Source organism: Streptomyces mesophilus, from assembly GCF_040300965.1.
Lineage (GTDB): Bacteria > Actinomycetota > Actinomycetes > Streptomycetales > Streptomycetaceae > Streptomyces > Streptomyces mesophilus_A.
This window is the reverse complement of record NZ_JBEPEW010000043.1, coordinates 20358-39600: the sequence shown is the minus strand read 5'-3', so window position 1 is coordinate 39600 and position 19243 is coordinate 20358. Positions and strand designations below refer to the sequence as shown.

Genomic DNA, 19243 nt, shown 5'->3' with positions numbered 1-19243 from the left:
CACCGCATCCGCGGAGTCACTCCCAGCGATGTACGCGTCAGACCCCGGCCACCTCTCCAAGGCCCCGCAGTTCGTCGCGCAGGGCCTGCGCGAACAGCTCCAGGTCGGGCACCGCCCGGCCGTCCGCCACCAGCCCGTAATGGACCCGCCCCCGATACGTGGAGACGGCGACCGCCAGGGACTGGCCCTGGGCGAGTGGGGCGAAGGGGTAGACCTCGGTGAGGGGGCAGTCGGCCAGGCGCAGGCCCAGGCTCGGCAGCGGGACGCTCGTGACGAGGATGTCGAAGAGCAGGCGCGCCGACTGGGCCACGAGCGGACCGCCGAGCCGGTGCCCCAGCGGCGGGACGTGGTCCGCGAGCAGGGCCACAGCACCGGCGCCGCGGTGCGCCCCGTCGTCCTTGCTGCGGTCCATGTCGGCGCGGACCGTGGCGAGGCGGGTCAGCGGGTCGGCCTCGTCGACGGGGAGCCGGATCAGATAGCCGGAGAGCCGGTTGCCCTGGGGCTGGTGCGCGCGGGGGCGGCGGCGCGAGACCGGTATCAGGGCGCGGGGGCGGAGTTCGTCGGCCGGCTCACCGCGCTCGGACAGCCAGCGGCGCAGGGCTCCGGCGACGACGGCGATGAGGACGTCGTTGACCGTGCCGCCCGCCTTCTTGCGGATGCGGTGGATGTCGTCGAGGTCGAGCACTGCCCCGGCCGTGCGCCGGGTGCCGGTCGCCTCGGCGGTGAGGGCGCCGGAGGACCGTACGTCCCAGGTCGCGCGGGCCACGGAGGCGCCGATGTCGAGGGCCTGGCCGAGCGCGCCGGCCTGGCGGCGCAGGGTCCGCGGCACAGCACCGGGCAGGGCGGTGAGCGCGCCCAGCAGACCGCGCCCGGGCTCCTCAGCCGGCGCGGACCGCGCGGGGCGCGGCAGCACGGACTGCGGGTCCATCACCCCGGCGGCCAGGGTCAGCGCCCGCAGACCGTCGGCGAGCGCGTGGTGGAACTTGAAGAGCACCGCGAAGGACCTGCCGTCCGCTCCCGGCAGCACATGGGCCTCCCACGGCGGGCGGGCGCGGTCCAGGGGACGCTCCATGAGCGCGCCTGCCGCCGCGTGGAAGTCGCCGGTCCCGGACGCCAGTTGTACATGGTGCGCGGGGTCGAAGTCGGGGGCGGGCTCGCGCACCGCTCCCCCGGCGCCGAACCACACGTCCCGGATCCGCATCCGCAGTCCGGGCACCTGGGGCGCACGGGCCGTGAGGAGCTCGGCCGCGTGCTGGGCGGCCGAGGCGGTGTCGCAGGTGAACACGCCCAAAGCGCCCAGATGCATGGGGTGTTCGGGCGATTCGATGTTCCAGAAGGCCAGGTCGAGGGGGGCGAGCGGATCGGTGAGGGTAGCCATGCCCAGCTCTCGCGTCGACAACGGGAGCCAGCAGTCAACAGCTTGTTGACGACTACGGTCAAGCACGTCCGGAATACGGAACGTTACGGACGCATCAATTCTCGAACCGCCCCTCACCCCTCCCCCAGTGACCACGTGCGCCTGCCCGCACCGAAGAAGGCCCGCCCCCTGCGCAGGGCAGAGGGCGGGCCTTCAGCTCACCTCAGGCGCACTGCGCACCTCCCGGCGCCGACGCGTCCCGGATCAGCGCCTCATGTGCGGCCTTGATCCGTTGCTCGTCCGCCTTCATCACCCTGCGGTCGTAGGTGAGCAACCCGTTCAACTCGCCCTCCACATCGGTGATCTGGGTATACACGGCCCCGTTGCTGCCCTGACAGGCCAGCGTCCGCACCTTGTCGAGCAGCCCGAGGTACTCGTCCGTGTACTTCGCCCGGTCCACCCCCACATAGGTGTGGCGGACCGGCCACGCATGACCGGGCACGGCGAGCCCGAGGCCGCCGTACTCGCCGCTGACCAGCGCCCGCTTGCCGTCCGGCGCCGGGAGCAGCGGGCTCGGGTAGCCGTGGGCGTCGGCGATGTCACCGTTGCCACCGTCGACCGCGCCGCAGCAGTTGAGCCCGCTCATGTTATTTACCAGTCGGCTCGGGTCCCAGGACTTGGCCTGGTCGGCGATGCGCGCCTGGTCGTACTGGCCCCAGCCCTCGTTGAAGGTGACCCACATGATCACCGACGGGCTGGAGACATGCTGGTCGATCATCTTCTTCATCTCGTGCTCGTACTGCGCCCGCGAGGCCGCGTCCGGAGTGCGGCCCGCCGTCATCGACGGCATGTCCTGCCAGACGAGCAGCCCCATCTTGTCGGCGTGGTGGAACCAGCGGTCCGGTTCGACCTTGATGTGCTTGCGTACCGAGTTGAAGCCGAGGTCCTTGTGCTTCTTCAGGTCGTACGCGAGTGCCTCGTCGCTCGGCGCGGTGTGCAGACCGTCCGGCCAGAAGCCCTGGTCGAGCGTGGCCATGGAGAAGACCGGTTTGCCGTTGAGCAGGATCCGGGGTGTGCCGTCGACCGACTTCACCTCGATCGACCGCATACCGAAGTAGCTCGTCACCCGGTCGCCGCCGACGGTGACCTTGAGGTCGTAGAGGTGCGGGTCCTCGGATGACCACAAGTGCGGGTCGGGCACGGGGACATGGACGGTGCCGCCGGACTTGCCACTGGCCCGTCCGACCTCGCGCTTGCCGTCGTACGCGACGGCGGTGACGGGCACCCCGTCGCGTACACCCTGGATGTCCACCGCGAGGCGCTCGCCGGCCACGTCGGGGATCAGCTCGAGCCCCTGGGCGTGGTCCGCGGCCACCGGCTCCAGCCAGACCGTCTGCCAGATGCCGGACGAGGAGGTGTACCAGATGCCGGACGGGTCGAGGCGCTGCTTGCCCAGCGGCGGGTTCTCGGCGCCGTCGGCGTCGGTCGGGTCGTAGACGCCGACGATGAGCTCCTGGGTGCTGCCGGGCTTGAGCGCATCGGTGATGTCGGCGCCGAACCGGTCGTAGCCGCCCTTGTGTTCGGTGACCTTCCTGCCGTTGACGTACACCACGGACTGCCAGTCGACCGCGTCGAAGTTCAGCTTGATCCGCTGCCCCTTGTCCGACCAGTTCTTCGGCACGGTGAACGTGCGCCGGTACCACATGCGGTCCTCGTGGCGTTCGATGCCGGAGAGCTGCGACTCCACGGGGTACGGCACGAGGATGCGCTCGGCGAGGCGCTTTCCGAACGGCGGCTGCTCGCCGGCAGAGGCGCCGGCGAACTCCCAGGTGCCGTTCAGGTTCTGCCAGTTCGGGCGCTTGAGCTGCGGGCGGGGGTACTCCCGCCAGGCGTTGGACGGGCGGACGTCCTCGCCCCACCGGGTGGTGAGCTGGTACTCGGAGTCGTTGGTGCCGCCGCTCCAGAAGGCGCCGACGGCCTTGCCGTCCTCGGCGGTCAGGCCGCCCTCGCCGTCGTAGCGGACGTCGACCTGTCCGCCCTGGCCGACGACGGGTTCATCGAGGGCGATCAGGAGCTTGCGCGGGTCGGCGGGGTCCACGGTGGCGGTGCCGAGCGGCCATTCGGCGCCGCCGATCACGGCGTCGAGGTGCTGGGTGAAGTCGGCGGGCGGGGCGGCCAGTTCCTGGATGAAGTCCAGGCGCAGGGTGCGGCCGGAGGCAAGAACGGAGCCGCCGTACGCGCCGTCGTAGTCGAAGCCGTCGGGGAGCCGGAAGGCCGACTGCGGGATCGGCTCCTTGGCCTGGCCCGGCTGGATCCAGTTGACGTGCAGGTTGGAGCCGCCGTAGTGCTCGAAGTACTCGACCTTGAAGTCGTACGCGGTGCCGGCGGTCAACTCGACCGGCTGTGAGGTCTGTTCCTTGTCCCAGTCGTCGACCCAGTGGTCGATCGCGAGCTTGCCGTCGATCCAGAGACGGAAGCCGTTGTCACCGATCATGGTGAAGGTATGGGCTCCGGTGCGCTCGGGGACGAGCTTGCCGGTCCAGCGCACGCTCACATCGTCGGAGCGGCCGGTCGCGGCCGTCAGGCGCGATTCGAGGTTGTCGAAGTCGAGGTCCGGGTCGAACCCGGTGGTCTTGAGCTCCGCGAAGTCGAAGGCTCCGGGGGCGGATTGCGTGTAGTACTCGCCCTTGAGACCGGGCGGCTCGGCGGGGTCCTCGGCGGCCTGGGCCACGGGCAGGGCGGTCAGTCCTGCGAGTCCCAGCAGGACCGCAAGGAGTAACGCCAGTCGTCTTCTCACTCGCACTTGATCCTCCATCTCGAGCGGTTCGTGAGGAAGGGTGGCGGGTCGTCGGATGAGTCTGTACAACGTTGGAAGGAACGGCAGTTGGCATGACAGCACGGCACCGACCGGCTGTCCAGGGTCATGACAAAAGGCCAGTACACGCGCCTGTACATCGATGCAACGGCGAGAAGCGCGTTGCCGCAGGCAGCGGCCAGGGGCGCCCGCCCCGGAGGGGAATCACGTGAGGGTGAGCCTCAAGGACGTCGCGGAACGCGCCGGCGTCTCGATCAAGACCGTCTCGAACGTCGTGAACAACTACCAGCACGTCACACCGGCGATGCGCGAGAAGGTACAGCGCGCCATCGACGAACTGGGCTACCGGCCCAATCTGACCGCCCGCCACCTGCGCAAAGGCCGTACCGGCATCATCGCGCTCGCCGTGCCCGAGCTGGGCAACCCGTACTTCGCCGAGCTCGCGGGCGCCGTGATCGACGCGGCCGCCGAGCACGACTACACCGTGCTGCTCGACCACACCCGGGGCGATCGCGAACAGGAGATCCTGGTCAGCCAGGGCTTCCGCGCCCGCGTGATCGACGGCCTGATCCTCAGCCCCCTCGAACTGGAGGCCGACGATCTGCGCGCCCGCACCGACGACGTCCCGCTGGTGCTGCTCGGCGAGCGCGAGTACGACCTGCCGTACGACCACATCGCGATCGACAACGTGGCGGCGGCGCGTGCCGCGGTACGCCATCTCCTGGGCCTCGGCCGTACCCGGATCGCCTTCCTCGGCGCCCGCACCGACACCGCCAACCGGCCCGCCCACCTGCGACTGCAGGGCTGGCGTGAGGAGTTGAGCGCCGCGGGACAGGAAGCGCCCGACGGTCTCGTGGGACCGGTCGGAGGCTGGGACCGCGCCGACGGGGCGGTGGCCATGGCCCGGATGCTGGACGCGGGGATGCGGCCCGACGCGGTGTTCGCGTACAACGACCTCGTCGCGATCGGAGCCATGCGGGTGCTGCACGAGCGCGGGCTCCGGGTGCCCTGGGACGTGGCGGTGGTGGGCTTCGACGACATCGTCGAAGGGCAGTTCGGGGCCGTCACGCTGACCACCATCGCGCCCGACAAGCACGCCATCGCGCGTCTGGCCGTCGAGTCCGTGATCAGCCGTCTGAGCGGCGCCGCGGCAGCCAACGGCGAGCCGCGGGGACGTGAACTCACCGCCGAATTCCGGCTGGTGGAGCGCGAGAGCACGCTGGGTCGCCGATGAGCCCCGCCGCCGCGCGGCCGTCGAAGGGCCGTCGAACGGCGCTCGCGCGAAGGGTTTACAGCCTCCTTCCAACGATGTAAACAATCCTCGGAACCACTCGGCGCACCCCGTCCACCACCGGACGGGGCTCGCCGAACCATCCGCACCGGACCGCGAGTTGACCGCACCAGCCGATCTCCCACGCGAGCCTGAGCGCCGCGGGGCCGCGCCGTAATGGGGACTCCATGAAGCCGACCGTTCGTCTGCGCCGTAAGACCGATCGCCGTAAGTCCACCCACACCCTGCTCACCGCCGGACTCTGTCTGAGCCTGGCGCTCGCCGCCGGCTGCGCCAAGTCCGAGGACGACCCCTCGGATGCCAAGGACACCGGCAAGGACACCAACGCGGGCCAAGAGGTCGCCGAGCCCTCCGGCGACCAGAAGATGTGCGACATCGAGACCTTCGGCGGCAAGAAGCTCGACCTGAAGGGCGCCACGGTCGGCTTCTCGCAGTCCGAGAAGGAGGCCAACCCGTTCCGCATCGCGGAGACGGCCTCCATCAAGGCCGAGGCGAAGGAGCGCGGGATCAAGCTCCTCACGGCCAATGCCCAGTCGCAGTTCTCCAAGCAGATCAGCGACGTCCAGGACCTGATCACCAAGGGCGCGGACGTCCTGGTGATCGCGCCGCTCAACTCCGACGGCTGGGGTCCGGTGCTCCGTACCGCCGCGCAGAAGAAGATCCCGATCGTCACCATCGACCGGAAGATCAACGCGACGGCCTGCAAGGACTACGTGGCCTTCATCGGCTCCGACTTCGTCGAACAGGGCAAACGCGCGGCGGACCGGATGATCGAGGCCACCGGCGGCAAGGGCGAGGTGGCGATCCTGCTCGGCGCGCCCGGCAACAACGTGACGACCGAGCGCACCAAGGGCTTCAAGGACCGTATCGCCGAGAAGGCCCCGGACCTCAAGGTGGTCTTCGAACAGACCGGTGAGTTCGCCCGTGAGAAGGGCCAGCAGGTCACCGAGCAGCTGATCCAGTCCAACCCGGACATCACCGGGATCTACGCCGAGAACGACGAGATGGGCCTGGGCGCCGTGAACGCGCTCAAGGGCGCGGGCAAGAAGGCCGGCGACGTCCAGATCGTGACGATCGACGGCACGCGCAACGCCGTGCAGGGCATCGTCGACGGCTGGATCTACGGGGTCGTGGAGTCCAACCCGCGCTTCGGTCCGCTCGCCTTCCAGACGCTCGACAGCTTCACCAAGGGTGAAGAGGTCGGACAGGACATCGTTATCAAGGACACCGAGTACGCGAAGGACAACGCCGAGTCCGAGATCGGCAAGGCGTACTGACGATGAGCGAACCCGTCCTGTCCGTACGGGGTGTCACCAAGCGGTTCCCCGGGGCGCTGGCCCTCGACGGGGTGGACTTCGCCGCGTATCCCGGCAAGGTGCACGCCCTGATCGGCGAGAACGGCGCCGGCAAGTCCACCCTGATCAAGGTCTTCACCGGCGTCTACCACCCTGATGCGGGGCAAGTCCTCTACCAGGGAGGTCCGGTGGCCTTCGGGACACCGCTGGAGGCCCAGCACGCGGGGATCTCCACGATCTACCAGGAGGTCAATCTCGTCCCCCTGATGAGCGTGGCCCGCAACCTGTTCCTGGGCCGCGAGCCCCGCAACCGCTTCGGCCTGATCGACTTCCGGCGGATGCACCGGGAGGCCGACGAGGCGCTGCGCGACCTGGGCGTCCGCGTAGACGTCACGCGCGCCCTGCGCACGCTCGGCGTCGGCGCCCAGCAGATGGTGGCGCTGGCCCGTGCGGTGCAGGTGGACGCGCGGGTCGTGGTGATGGACGAGCCGACCTCGTCGCTCGAACCGCGCGAGGTGCAGACCTTGTTCCGGGTGATCCGGATGCTGCGCGACCGCGGCATCGCGGTGATCTATGTCAGCCATCGCCTCGAGGAGCTGTACGAGGTGTGCGACACCGTCACGGTGCTCCGCGACGGAAAGCTGGTGCACACGGGCCCCATCGCCGAGCTCGACCGGCTGCGCCTGGTCTCGCTGATGCTGGGCCGGGCGATGGGCGAGGTGCAGAGCGACGGGCTCACCAAGTTCAGCGGCGAGCACGACGCGGGCGGCGAACCGGTCCTCCGCGCACGGGGGTTGAGGATCCGGCACACCCTCCACGACGTCTCCCTCGACATCCGCCCCGGCGAGGTCGTCGGTCTCGGCGGGCTGCTCGGCTCGGGCCGCAGCGAGACCGCGAAGGCCGTGGCCGGTGCGCTGCCACCGGACGAGGGCGAGGTCCTGGTGGCGGGTTCCCGTATCCGTACGGGATCGACGCCTGCCGCCATCCGCGCGGGCATCAGCCTGCTGCCCGAGGACCGCAAGGCGGAGGGGATCGTGCCGGGTCTGTCGGTCCGCGAGAACATCGCCCTTGCCGCGCTGCCGGGCCTGTCCCGCTTCGGTCTTGTCGACGAGGAGCGGGTGGACCGGATCGTCGGCACGTTCATGAAGCGCCTGCGGATCAAGGCCTCCGGGCCGCACCAGAAGGTCGGTGAGCTGTCGGGCGGCAACCAGCAGAAGGTGCTGCTCGCCCGCTGGCTGGCGATGCAGCCGAAGGTGCTGCTGCTCGACGAGCCGACCCGCGGGATCGACGTGGGTGCGAAGGCCGAAGTCCAGAAGCTGATCGACGAGTTGGCCGAGGACGGGCTCGGAGTCCTTCTGATCTCCTCCGACATGGAGGAGCTGATCGAGGGCTCGGACCGGGTGGTGGTCCTCAAGGACGGCGCCGTGGTCGCGGAACTCATCGGCGCCGAGGTGACCGAGGACCGGCTGCTCACGGCGATCGCCGCGCATCCCGGCACCGTATCGGAAGGGGAGCAGGCGTGACCCAACTCGCCCTGCGCGGACAGACCTTGGACCGCGCCCGCACGATGCGCCTGCTGCAGGACTACGGCGTGTACGTGGGCGTCGCCGCCCTCCTGCTCGCCAATATCGTCCTCACCCCGCACTTCGTCTCCGCCGAGAACTTCCGCACCCAGGCCGTCCAGGTCGCCCCCGTCCTGATCGTCGCCCTGGGCATGGCGCTCGCGATCGGCAGCGAGGGCGTGGACCTGTCGGTGGGGTCCGTGATGGCCCTGTCCACCTCCCTGGTCGCGCTCTATCTGGGATACGGGCCCGCGGTCGCGATTCTGGTCGCGGTGATCGGCGGCATGGTGGTGGGTCTCGCGAACGGCTCGCTGATCGCCTTCATCGGGGTACAACCCATCGTCGCCACCCTGGCGTTGATGGTGGCCTGCCGGGGTCTGGCGAATGTGTTCCTGCCGCAGCTCAAGGACGTCCGCGACCCCACGATGGCCTCACTGGGCAGCGGCAGCGTCCTCGGCATCCCGTATCTCGTCCTGATCGCGATCGCGCTCGCGCTGCTCGTCGCCTTCACCGTCCGCCGCACCACCTTCGGCCGTCAGCTGCTCGCCATCGGCGACAGCCGGCCCGCGGCACAGCTCGCGGGGCTGCCGGTCCGCAGGGTGCTGATCATCGTGTACGTGGTGTCCGGCGCCCTCGCCGCCATCGCGGGCGTGCTCGCGACGGCCCGGCTCACGGCCAGCGATCCGACCTCGCTGGGCAATCTGATGGAGCTGTCCGCGATCACGGCCGTGGTCGTCGGCGGCACACCGCTGAGCGGCGGCCGGGTACGGATCGGCGGGACCGTGGCCGGTGCCGTGCTGATCCAGCTCCTGACCGCCACCCTCATCAAGCACGATCTGCCGCCGTCCTGGACGCAGATCGCCCAGGCCGTAGTGATCATCGCCGCCGTCTATGCGGCGCGGGAGCGGGGAAGGCGATGAGTACCCAGATGAAGAGCCCCGTGGTGGACGCCTCGCTGCCGGAGGAGGAACCGCTCGGCGCCGGCCGCGGCGAACGCCTCACGGCACTGGCCCAGCAGCACGGCGCCCTGGTCGCGCTGCTGCTCACCGTCGTGATCGCCTCGCTGACCTTCGAGTCCTTCCCGACCTCCGACAACCTCGGCAATGTGGCCGAGGGTTCGGCCTTCCTCGCGATCATCGCCCTCGGCATGACCTTCGTGATCGTCACGGGCGGCATCGACCTCTCGGTGGGGTCGACGTTCGCGCTCGGCGGGGTTCTGGCCGCGTGGGGTTCGCAGTACGGCACGCTGGTCGCCCTGCTCCTGCCGCTGGCCGTCTGCGGGCTGATCGGCCTGGTCAACGGGCTGCTCATCGCGAAGGCACGGCTCGCCCCGTTCATCGTGACCCTCGCGGCGATGCTGCTGGCCCGCGGCGTCCTCCTGAACATCACGGACGAGGGCTCCACCACCTACCTCGTCGAGGAGAAGTCGTTTCTCGCGACGCTCGGCGAGGAGAGCCTGCTCGGTGTGAGTCTCCTCGTATGGATCACGGCCGTGCTGTTCGTGATCGGTGCGCTCGTGCTGCGCCGCAGCCGGTTCGGCCAGTACGTGTACGCGGTCGGCGGCAACGAGGACGCCGCCTCCCTGATGGGCGCCCCCGTGGCCCGTACGAAGATCGCCGTCTACACCCTGTCCGGACTGTGCGCCGGACTCGCGGGCGCGCTCAACGCGGCGTATCTGATGTCCGGTGTGACGATCCTCGGCGTCGGCATGGAACTGGACGCGATCGCGGCGGTGGTGATCGGCGGAACGCTGCTCACCGGCGGCTTCGGCTTCATCAGCGGAACCCTCGCCGGTGTACTGCTGCTCCAGGTGATCAAGAACATCATCAACCAGATCGGCTCCCTGGACTCCTCCTACCAGCAAGTGGTCAGCGGGGCGTTCCTCGCCGTCGTCGTGGTCGCGCAGACATGGCTGGGACGGCGACGGCGGATGCTGTGAGCCGGGTCGCGGCCCGCTACCATCCCTGCGCATGAGGATGCGGGGGTGGCGGCTGGGTGTCGTGGCGGTGGTGGCGGCGCTGTGCGTCTCCGGAGCCGGAGGGCCGCAAGTCGTCCCGGACCTCGGCCCGTTGCCGGCCGACCGCTACGACTACACACCACAGGACTACCAACGGGAGCTGCGGGCAACGGCGTTGCTGGTGCGGCAGTGCATGGCGGAGCACGGCCACCCGGATTTCCCGCTCGACCCCCGCCACCCCGGCGATCCGATCGGGCTCACCATGGTCGGCACCGACTACGGCGCCCTGGATCTCCGCTCCGCCCGCCGCTGGGGCTACGGCTGGGACCCGGCGACGTCCTTGATGCCGCAGCCGAAGGGCCGCAGCATGACGGACGCCGAGTACGCGGACTTCCCCGGCTGCGGCACCGAGGCGAATCGGCGGCTGATGCGCGGCATCGACGTCAAACGGGACTGGCTGTACGCCGGCACCCGCGCGGTCGAGGTCGACAAGGCCGTCAAGCGTGACCCGCGCCTGCGTGCCGCGTGGAAGGTGTGGTCCCGCTGTATGGCAGAGCAAGGATTCACTCCCTACCCCGACCCCGTGGCGGCGTTCACGGACGACGCCTGGCAGCGCGGCCGTGACGGCAACACCCGGCAGACGCCGCGGGAACGGGCCACCGCCACCGCGGACGTGCAGTGCAAGCGCCGCCACGGCACGGCCGAGCTCTGGCACGCGGTGCGGGCGCGGGCGCAGACCGCGGACATCGCCCGTCACCGTGACCGCTACACCGCGGGCCTCGAGGCGCTGCGGACGTACCGGGCCACCGTCGACGAGGTTCTGCGGGACCTCGGCTGACCGAGCGCTCACGCGCGGCCGCGCGGGCCGAATCCGCGCACGGCAAGCGGCTATTCGACCCGCTGCCCCTTCCCCAGGGCGATCACCCCGGCCTTGGACACCGTGTAGAGCTCCTGGTCCCGCTCGGGGTTGACGCCGATGGTCGCGCCGGGTGGGACGTCCACGTTCTTGTCCAGTACGGCGCCGCGTACGACCGCGCCGCGCCCCACGCGTACGTTGTCGTGCAGCACCGACCCCTGCACCACCGCACCGGCCTCCACCACCACGCCCGGGGAGAGTACCGACCCGGTGACCTGGCCGCTGATCACACAGCCGGGGCTGACGATGGACTCCCCCGCGATCCCGCCGGCCACGAACTTGGCGGGCGGCAGCTGGCCGGAATGGGTGTAGATGGGCCAGCGGCGGTTGTAGAGGTTGAAGGCCGGGTGGTCCGAGATCAGGTCCATATGGGCTTCGTAGTACGCGTCGAGGGTGCCGACGTCACGCCAGTAGCCGTGATCGCGGCCGGTCTCGCCGGGGACGTGGTTGTCGTCGAAGTCGTAGAGCTGGGCGACCCCGCGGTCGGTGAGCATCGGCAGGATCGAACCGCCCATGTCGTGCTTGGAGCCGGGGTCCTCGGCGTCCTTCTGCAGGGCGTCGACCAGGGTCTTGGTGGTGAAGAGGTAATTGCCCATCGAGGCGAAGACCTCGTTGGGGCTGCCGGGGAGGCCGGGCGGGTCGGTGGGCTTCTCGAGGAACCGCTCGACGCGGGAGCGGTCCTTGGCGGGTGTGATGATGCCGAAGGACGAGGCCTCGGCGCGCGGCACCCGTATGCCCGCGACCGTGACGCCGGCGCCGGACTCGATGTGCTGGTTGAGCATCTGGCGCGGGTCCATGCGGTACACGTGGTCGGCGCCGAACACCGCGATGTAGTCCGGCTGTTCGTCATGGACGAGGTTGAGGGACTGCAGGATGGCGTCCGCGCTGCCGGAGAACCAGCGCGGGCCCAGGCGCTGCTGGGCCGGCACCGGGGTGACGTAGTTGCCGAGCAGGCTGGACATCCGCCAGGTCGTCGTCACATGCCGGTCCAGGGAGTGCGACTTGTACTGGGTCAGCACGCAGATCCTGAGGATGTCCCCGTTCACGAGGTTGGACAGCACGAAGTCGACGAGGCGGTACATGCCTCCGAAGGTCACCGCAGGTTTCGCGCGGTCGGCCGTCAGCGGCATCAGCCGCTTGCCCTCCCCACCGGCCAGGACTATTCCGAGCACCGAAGGTCCGCCACGCATCGCCGCCCCCAAGTTCGCCGACTTCACTTGCCCGTACGACCGTGCAGTACCGCCTCGTACAACTCCGCCGTCCGTCGCGCCACCGCGTCCCAGCCGAACTCGCCGACGGCCCGCTGCCGTCCGGCCGCGCCCATACGGGCCGCGAGATCGGTGTCCCGTACAAGGCTGTTGAGCGCGAAGCCGAGCGCGTACTCGAATCCGCCGGTGTCCTTCTCGTCGTACGGCACGAGCAGCCCGGTGTCCTCGGTGACCACCTCGGGTATCCCGCCGACCTTCGAGGCCACCACGGGCGTCGCGCAGGCCATCGCCTCCAGGTTGACGATGCCGAGCGGCTCGTACACCGAAGGGCAGGCGAACACGGCCGCGTGCGTGAGGAGATGGATGACCTCGGCCCGCGGCAGCATCTCCGGGATCCAGTGCACGCCCGAGCGGGTGCCGCTGAGCTCCTCGAACAGGGCGCGGAACTCGCGGTCGATCTCAGGGGTGTCCGGGGCGCCCGCGCACAGGACCAGCTGGATGTCGGGATCCAACTGCCGTGCGGCGCGCAGCAGATGGGGCACGCCTTTTTGGCGGGTGATCCGGCCGACGAACAGGACGTACGGCCGGCCGGGGTCGATCCCGTGCCGCAGCAGTGCGTCGGACGAAGGGGTGGGGCGGTACAGGGCGGTGTCGATGCCGTTGTGGACGACGTGCACGCGGTCCGGGTCGATCGCCGGATAGCTCTCCAGGATGTCGGTGCGCATCCCGTGCGATACGGCGATCACCGCGTCGGCCGCCTCGATCGCGGTCCGCTCGGCCCAGCACGACAACGCGTAGCCGCCGCCGAGCTGTTCGGCCTTCCATGGGCGCAGGGGCTCCAGGGAGTGCGAGGTCATCACGTGCGGGATGCCGTACAGCAGCTTGGCCAGGTGTCCGGCGAGGTTGGCGTACCAGGTGTGGGAGTGCACGAGATCGCGGTCGGCCACGGCGGCTGCCATCGACAGATCGACGGAGAAGGTCCGTAACGCGTCGTTGGTGTCGGCGAGCTCGGGCCAGGCCGAGTGCCGCGTGACGCCGGCCTCCGGACCCTCTCCCCAGCAGTGCACCCGGACATCGGCCAGGTCCCGTAACTCCCGTGCGAGGAACTCCACATGGACCCCGGCGCCGCCGTACACGTCCGGCGGATACTCACGGCTGAGCAGTCCGACCTTCACCCTCAGCCCTCCGGCTCCTGCGACGGTGGTCCCTCGTACGGCGATGGCGCCTCCTCATGGTCACCCACTTCGGCGGGTTGCGGAAGGGCCCGGTGGTGTACGGAAACAACAGTCGCCGCAGACGCCCCCGCCGGGGATCCGGTAGTAGAGGCAGCAGCTGCTGCGGCGGAAGGCCGCCCCGGTGAAGGTTCCCGTGCCGCTCAGACGGGGGTCCTCGAAGAGGGCACCGGTCAGGGCGCGGGTGCGGTCGGCGGCCTGCGGGTGTCCCGTGCGGTGGGCCCAGCGGTGCAGCTCGCGGGCCGCGCCGGCCAGGGCGGAGCCCGCGTTGCCCCACAACAGGCCCTCGGAGATACGGAATTCGGCGCGCACGGCCGTGGCCAGCGGGGCCAGATGCTGGTCGAGGACGGTCGCGGCGAGGTGGGTGGCAGGGCGCGATGCGACGCCGGGGCGGACGGCGTCGGCTCCGGCACAGTGAGTTCCGGCGAGGGCGAGGTCGTCCGGGGCGGAGGCGTCGGGGTCCCAGTGCAGCCGTGCCGGGTCGAGGTCCGGGATGCGGCCGTGCAGCGCGGCCGAGCCGAGTGCGATGGACCACAGGCGAGCGGCCAGGCCGAGTTGGGCGATGGACACGGCGATACGGGGCTCCTGTGCGCCGATCGCCGACGCCACCTTGCCGACGCGGAAGACGAGCGGTTCGCGCCGGCCCGCATAGAGCGCGGCGAACGTGCCGCCCTCGGTGGCCGCACCATCCGTGCGCAGCGGGAAGAAGCCGCCGACCGAGGCGACCAGGCCGAGGTCGGCGGGAGTCAGGGGCTCGGGCATGGCGTTCATGCTCGCAGGGCGGGCCGTGCACTCGCAGAGCGGGGCGGCGGCAGCGGCCCGGGACGCTCGCCCGTTGGCGCGCGCTCGCAGAGCGGGCAGAACGCCCGCACGGTGGGGCGCGCGCTCGCAGAGCGAAGTGTGGTCGGAGCCGGCCGGCGCCGTACGTCACTCACAGGTGGGGTTCCTGCACCGTCCCCGGTGTGGCGGCCCGGCCCGCTCCCCACCATGGCGCCATGACCACGCACCGGCATGACTCCACAGCCCCCCACCGCCACGGCCGCCGCGCCTTCCTCGGGCTCGGTGTCGCCGCCGTCCCCCTGGCCGCCCAACTGCCCGCCCCGCGCCCGACCGACCGGGCACGCGTCCCCCGTACCGCGGCGCAGGCGCTGCGCCGGCTGCGTACCGGCAACGCGCGCTATGCCGACGCGCACGCACGCCACCCCCACGAGGGCCGGAGCTGGCGGCGGGCGGTGGCGGTCGCCCAGCATCCGTTCGCCGTCGTGCTCGGCTGCATCGATTCACGGGTTCCTCCCGAGCTGGTCTTCGACCAAGGGCTCGGGGACCTGCTGGTGATCCGGACGGCCGGGCACGTCCTGGACGAGGCGGTACTCGGCAGTGTGCAGTACGGCGTTGCGGAACTCCGCGTACCTCTTGTGGTCATCCTCGGGCATGAGCGCTGCGGCGCGGTGAGCGCGGCGGTCGCACAGGTACGCGACGGCGGACAGGTGTCAGGACATCTCGCGCCGGTCGTGGACGCGATCGCGCCGGCCGCACGGGCGACCCGTTTCAGCTCCGGTGACTGGGTCGACAACGCGGTGAAGGCGCATGTCGACCGGGTGGTCGCCCAGGTCGGGGCCGATCCGGCGCTCGGTCCCGCCGTGGTCGTGGGGGCGCGTTTCGACCTCGACAGCGGCCGGGTGCGCTTCCGGCGGGCCTGACCCGGCAGCCGCGCGCGCCCCACGGAGCACTCCCCTCGCAGGTCACCGGAGCCCACCCAGGGGACTACACACAGTTCCGCGTACTCCAACGGCAGTACCTCCGAATGCGTGCTCAGGGACGACGACCGGGCGGAATGAAAGCGTCATCGTGGGTGTTATGAACCCCGACCGCTTGCCGCACGAGAACGCCCGGAGGGACACATGAGTGCCCTCGCGTTGTCCGTGCTCCTGTCGTTCGTATCCGCCGTCGCCTATGCCGGCGGAGCGATCGTCCAGGAGCGCGTCGCCACGACCGGACGCAGCCACTCGTACGCCCCGCTGCGCAGCACGGGTTGGTGGCTCGCGGTCATCCTCAACGGTCTGGGCGGACTGCTGCACGTGGTCGCCCTCGCCTACGGACCGCTGAGCGTCGTCCAGCCGCTCGGTGCGCTGACCATCGTCTTCGCCCTGCCCATGGCCGCGCTGTTCGTCGGCCGCAAGGCCGGTTCGACCGCCTGGCGCGGGGCGATCATGGCCACCGTCGGCCTCGCGGGCATGCTGGCCCTCACCGGCTCCAGCGACTCGCACGCCATGGACGGCACCGAGCAACTGCTCGTCGCGGTGACCACGCTCAGTGCGCTGGCCGCACTGGCGGTGGCCGCCCACGCGGTGCACCGGCACCCCGTGATCCGCAGCGTGCTGCTCGCGGTCGCCTCCGGTATCTCCTTCGGTATGGCCTCGGTGTTCACCAAGAACGTCACGGTCGACTTCACACCGGGCAGCGTCATGCACGAGCTGCCGGGGCTGATCATGATCGCGGTGCTCGCCGTCGGCGGTCTGCTCCTGTCGCAGGCCTCGTACCGGGGCGCGGGCCTCGCGGCGCCGCTCGCGGTGCTCACGGTCGTGAACCCGGTAGTCGCGGCGGCGGTCGGTCTGACCCTGTTCGGCGAGTCCTTCCGGTACGGCCTGACGGGCACGCTGCTCGCGCTCGGCTGCGGTGTGGTGGCGGCGGGCGGTCTCATCCTCCTGACCACCGAGCGCATCGGCCAGGCGTCGTCCACGACGCAGGTCGTGGCCTCCTCTGAGGATGTCGCCCCGACTGCCGCGGACTTCGCGGACGACCTCGACGACGATCTCGCCGCGGCCGACCTGCTCGTCCCCGAGAACGTCCTGGTGCCGGACACCGTCCAGGTCCCGGACACGGTCCACGACATCGTCCAGGTGCCGGACTCCCCCGCCTCGCTCTCGGCCGACGAGGTCGTACGGGCGGTCGCCGCCGAGGACGAGAACGGCACCGCGTCCGAGCGCCGGGGCGTGCGGGCACTGCCGGGCATCCCGGGTCAGCCGCCCGCGGTCGTGTACGACGCGCAGGACCACGGCCACGACGACGTGGCCCGCCGGCACGGCGGACCCTGCGAGCGCATGATCAGATCTTGACGCCGCCCGCACGCAGATAGCCGAGCGGGTCGACATCGCTGCCGTATTCGGGCCCCGTCCGCACCTCGAAGTGCAGATGGGGCCCGGTGCTGTTCCCGGTGGAGCCGGAGCGGGCTATGCGCTGCCCCGCGTTCACGGTCTGGCCCTGCTTGACGACAAGGGCGGACAGATGCGCGTACTGCGTGTACCGCCCGTCCTCGTGCCGTATCACCACCTGGTAGCCGTACGCGCCGCCCCAGCCGGCCGTGACCACCTTGCCCCGGGCCACCGCCTGGACCGAGGTCCCGGTGGGCACGGGGAAGTCGACGCCGGTGTGATAGCCGCTCGACCAGGAGCCGCCGGCCGCGCGGTACGGGGTGCTGGGGGCGGCGGCCACCGGGGCGGTGCGGCGCGGTGACGTGCTCTGGCCGCTCGGCTTGTTGTCCGCCGGCTTCGCGTCGGACTTGCCCGCGTCGGACTTGCCTGCGGGCTTCGCGGGCTCGGTCCTCTTCGCGGGCTGGCCGGTCTTCTTCTTCGGCGGCCGCTCGGCCTGCTTCTTCGGCGGCTCGGTCTTCTTCCCGGGCTGCTCGGCCTCGTCCGGCGAGGCTTTCGGAGGCCGCGTGGAGATCCCGCCCGCCTGTGCGTCGAGGGACAGCCGCTGCCCCGGCAGGATCAGATCCGGATCCGCGCCGACGACCTTGCGGTTCGCCTCGTACAACTGCCGCCAGCCGCCCCGCACTTCGCGCTCCTGGGCGATGGCGGAGAGGCTGTCGCCCGTCATGACCGTGTACATCTCGGTGCGGCCGGCCTTGGACTGGGGCGTGGTCTCCGGCTTGGTGTCCGCCTGGCCGGCGGATCTCTTCTGCGGGGCGCTCTCCCGGCGCGCCGCCTTCTGGGGCGCCGCCTTCTGAGGCGCCGCGGCCTGCGCGGGCTCGATGTCCGGGGACTCACCGCCGCGGGTGAGACCGGCACGGACCGAGCAGACCGGCCAGGCTTGCGGGCCCTGCCCCTTGAGCACCTTCTCCGCGATGGCGATCTGCTGGTCCTTGGTGGCGAGATCGGCACGCGGCGCATAGCGCGTGCCGCCGTACGCCTCCCAGGTGGACTGCTTGAACTGGAGCCCGCCGTAATAGCCGTTGCCGGTGTTGATCGCCCAGTTGCCGCTCGACTCACACGCGGCGACCTTGCTCCAGGTGCCCACGTCGGCGGCGTGCACGGTGCCGCTGCCGATCAGCGGCAACGCCATCGAGGCGCCGCCGACCGTCACGGTCAGCGAGGCGCGGTTGATCCTGGTGGGCTGGTGACGGCGATGACGGCCCGGCATGGTCTCCCCCAAACGACACGCGTCAAGGCCCGCAAACGTAATGGTGCCGAACAGGCCATGACAAGAGGGTCTTCAGCCGCCTCACCGACAAGTACGGCCACGGTGACAAGTACGGCCACGCCGACAAGTCCGCCGCCAACCGCCCCAGTTGATCAACCGCGCCCGTATACCCCTCAGCCGACCCGGCCGGCCCTCAGCCTCCCGGGCAGCCACCGCAGTTGTACGGCCTGCTGGTAGGGGCCGCCGCCCTCGTGGTCGTTGAAGTCGTACACCTCGATCTTCTTGTCCTCGGCGGCATACGCGTTGAAGGCCGCGAACACCGTCGACGGCGGGCAGGTCTGGTCCTCGAGCGCGGCCGAGAACAGTGCGGGCGCCCGGCCGCGGGCAGCGAAGTGCACCCCGTCGAAGTAGGAGAGCGTGCGCAGCACCCGGGCCGAGTCGGCACGACGGGCCTTGAGATAGCTGCCTATCTCGCGGTACGGCATCCGGTCGGTGAGCGAGACCGCCCTCGGGAAGTCGCACAGGAACGGCACGTCGGGGGCGATCGCCGCGAGGTCGGGGACGAGTCCGCCGACGGCGATGGTCACGCCGCCGCCCTGGCTCACTCCGACCGCGGCGGTGCGCGAGGCATCCACCAGGGGGTGGGAGCGGGCGGCTTCGACGGCCCGTACGGCATCGGTGTAAAGGCGGCGGTAGTAGTAGTCGTGCGGGTCGTCGATCCCGCGGGTCATATAGCCGGGGTACGCGGGTCCGCTGCCCACCGGGTCGGCGGTGGCGCCTTCGGCCCAGCCGGCGCTGCCCTGTCCGCGGGTGTCCATCACGAAGTGCGCGAACCCGGCCGAGGCCCACAGGAGATGCATATGGGGAAGGCCGCGTCCGCCTCCGTATCCGATGTATTCGACGACCGCCGGGACCGGCTCGCTCGTGCCGGTCGGCAGGACCAGCCAGCCCTTGACCGCGTGGCCGCCGAAACCTGCGAAGGTCACGTCGAACACATCGACGCCGCTGAGCCCGGTGTCCACCGGCTCGAAACGCGCGTCGAGCTCGTGCTCCCGGGCTTCGGCGAGGGTTTTCGACCAGAATTCATCGAAATCGTCAGGGGCCGGGAATTCCGCACGGTAGGCACGGAGTTCATTGATCGACATATCGAACAAAGCCATACGGACAACACTCCCCAACAGATCATCGGAC

General features: G+C 70.5%; 15 protein-coding genes. 8 read left to right on the top strand and 7 right to left on the bottom strand.

The window, feature by feature from the left end; translation table 11 throughout:
- Positions 1-37: 37 nt before the first annotated feature.
- Positions 38-1378, bottom strand: coding sequence for a wax ester/triacylglycerol synthase family O-acyltransferase (locus ABT367_RS17580; protein ID WP_352253988.1), 1341 nt, complete (start codon positions 1376-1378; stop codon positions 38-40).
- A 202-nt stretch (positions 1379-1580) separates the two neighbouring features.
- Positions 1581-4172, bottom strand: coding sequence for a PA14 domain-containing protein (locus ABT367_RS17575; protein WP_352253987.1), 2592 nt, complete (start codon positions 4170-4172; stop codon positions 1581-1583).
- A 208-nt stretch (positions 4173-4380) separates the two neighbouring features.
- Here ABT367_RS17575 and ABT367_RS17570 point away from each other — a divergent pair, with 208 nt between their 5' ends.
- The 6 genes from ABT367_RS17570 (at position 4381) to ABT367_RS17545 (ending at position 11115) form a co-directional block, all read left to right on the top strand.
- Positions 4381-5406, top strand: coding sequence for a LacI family DNA-binding transcriptional regulator (locus ABT367_RS17570; RefSeq protein ID WP_352253986.1), 1026 nt, complete (start codon positions 4381-4383; stop codon positions 5404-5406).
- Between the two features lie 242 nt (positions 5407-5648).
- Positions 5649-6740, top strand: a complete 1092-nt coding sequence (locus tag ABT367_RS17565; protein WP_434975484.1) for an ABC transporter substrate-binding protein — start codon at positions 5649-5651, stop codon at positions 6738-6740.
- A 2-nt stretch (positions 6741-6742) separates the two neighbouring features.
- Entirely contained in the window at positions 6743-8281 is a 1539-nt protein-coding gene (locus tag ABT367_RS17560; RefSeq protein ID WP_352253984.1) for a sugar ABC transporter ATP-binding protein, read from the top strand.
- 44 nt (positions 8282-8325) lie between these two features.
- On the top strand, positions 8326-9240 hold the full coding sequence (locus ABT367_RS17555) for an ABC transporter permease (protein WP_352254001.1): 915 nt from the start codon (positions 8326-8328) through the stop codon (positions 9238-9240).
- Positions 9237-10259 (top strand): ABC transporter permease, encoded by a 1023-nt coding sequence (locus tag ABT367_RS17550; protein WP_352253983.1) that lies wholly within the window; start codon positions 9237-9239, stop codon positions 10257-10259. Before ABT367_RS17555 ends, ABT367_RS17550 begins: the two co-directional genes overlap by 4 nt.
- Before the next feature lie 31 nt (positions 10260-10290).
- Positions 10291-11115 carry a hypothetical protein gene (locus ABT367_RS17545; protein WP_352253982.1) on the top strand — a complete coding sequence of 275 codons (825 nt, stop codon included), beginning with the start codon at positions 10291-10293 and terminating at the stop codon, positions 11113-11115.
- Positions 11116-11165: 50 nt separating this feature from the next.
- Here ABT367_RS17545 and glgC read toward each other — a convergent pair whose 3' ends face one another.
- From glgC to ABT367_RS17530, 3 genes are read right to left on the bottom strand one after another with little or no spacing between them, the layout of a single operon-like run.
- The gene (gene glgC / locus ABT367_RS17540; protein WP_352253981.1) at positions 11166-12383 is read right to left on the bottom strand and encodes a glucose-1-phosphate adenylyltransferase; all 1218 of its coding nucleotides are present in this window, start codon (positions 12381-12383) and stop codon (positions 11166-11168) included.
- Positions 12384-12406: 23 nt separating this feature from the next.
- Positions 12407-13576 carry a glycogen synthase gene (glgA, locus tag ABT367_RS17535; RefSeq protein WP_352253980.1) on the bottom strand — a complete coding sequence of 390 codons (1170 nt, stop codon included), beginning with the start codon at positions 13574-13576 and terminating at the stop codon, positions 12407-12409.
- A 60-nt stretch (positions 13577-13636) separates the two neighbouring features.
- Positions 13637-14395 carry a (2Fe-2S)-binding protein gene (locus tag ABT367_RS17530; protein ID WP_352253979.1) on the bottom strand — a complete coding sequence of 253 codons (759 nt, stop codon included), beginning with the start codon at positions 14393-14395 and terminating at the stop codon, positions 13637-13639.
- A gap of 470 nt (positions 14396-14865) precedes the next feature.
- Here ABT367_RS17530 and ABT367_RS17525 point away from each other — a divergent pair, with 470 nt between their 5' ends.
- Together ABT367_RS17525 and ABT367_RS17520 are read left to right on the top strand one after the other, a co-directional pair.
- Positions 14866-15333, top strand: coding sequence for a carbonic anhydrase (locus ABT367_RS17525; protein WP_434975483.1), 468 nt, complete (start codon positions 14866-14868; stop codon positions 15331-15333).
- A 201-nt stretch (positions 15334-15534) separates the two neighbouring features.
- Entirely contained in the window at positions 15535-16749 is a 1215-nt protein-coding gene (locus ABT367_RS17520; RefSeq protein WP_352253977.1) for a DMT family transporter, read from the top strand.
- On the opposite strand, the gene ABT367_RS17515 is transcribed toward ABT367_RS17520, so the two are convergent.
- Positions 16739-18052, bottom strand: coding sequence for a transglycosylase family protein (locus tag ABT367_RS17515; RefSeq protein WP_352253976.1), 1314 nt, complete (start codon positions 18050-18052; stop codon positions 16739-16741). The two genes, ABT367_RS17520 and ABT367_RS17515, sit on opposite strands and share 11 nt — an antisense overlap.
- 173 nt (positions 18053-18225) lie before the next feature.
- Complete coding sequence (locus ABT367_RS17510; RefSeq protein WP_352253975.1) at positions 18226-19212, bottom strand: acetylxylan esterase; 987 nt, start codon at positions 19210-19212, stop codon at positions 18226-18228.
- Positions 19213-19243 lie beyond the last annotated feature (31 nt).

Coding starts and splice junctions, on each gene's coding strand:
- ABT367_RS17545 (WP_352253982.1), top strand. CDS start 10,291: ATGAGGATGCGGGGGTGGCGGCTGGGTGTCGTGGCGGTGGTGGCGGCG.
- ABT367_RS17530 (WP_352253979.1), bottom strand. CDS start 14,395: ATGCCCGAGCCCCTGACTCCCGCCGACCTCGGCCTGGTCGCCTCGGTC.
- ABT367_RS17550 (WP_352253983.1), top strand. CDS start 9,237: ATGAGTACCCAGATGAAGAGCCCCGTGGTGGACGCCTCGCTGCCGGAG.
- ABT367_RS17580 (WP_352253988.1), bottom strand. CDS start 1,378: ATGGCTACCCTCACCGATCCGCTCGCCCCCCTCGACCTGGCCTTCTGG.
- ABT367_RS17555 (WP_352254001.1), top strand. CDS start 8,326: ATGCGCCTGCTGCAGGACTACGGCGTGTACGTGGGCGTCGCCGCCCTC.
- ABT367_RS17575 (WP_352253987.1), bottom strand. CDS start 4,172: ATGGAGGATCAAGTGCGAGTGAGAAGACGACTGGCGTTACTCCTTGCG.
- ABT367_RS17520 (WP_352253977.1), top strand. CDS start 15,535: ATGAGTGCCCTCGCGTTGTCCGTGCTCCTGTCGTTCGTATCCGCCGTC.
- ABT367_RS17560 (WP_352253984.1), top strand. CDS start 6,743: ATGAGCGAACCCGTCCTGTCCGTACGGGGTGTCACCAAGCGGTTCCCC.
- glgC (WP_352253981.1), bottom strand. CDS start 12,383: ATGCGTGGCGGACCTTCGGTGCTCGGAATAGTCCTGGCCGGTGGGGAG.
- ABT367_RS17510 (WP_352253975.1), bottom strand. CDS start 19,212: ATGGCTTTGTTCGATATGTCGATCAATGAACTCCGTGCCTACCGTGCG.
- ABT367_RS17515 (WP_352253976.1), bottom strand. CDS start 18,052: ATGCCGGGCCGTCATCGCCGTCACCAGCCCACCAGGATCAACCGCGCC.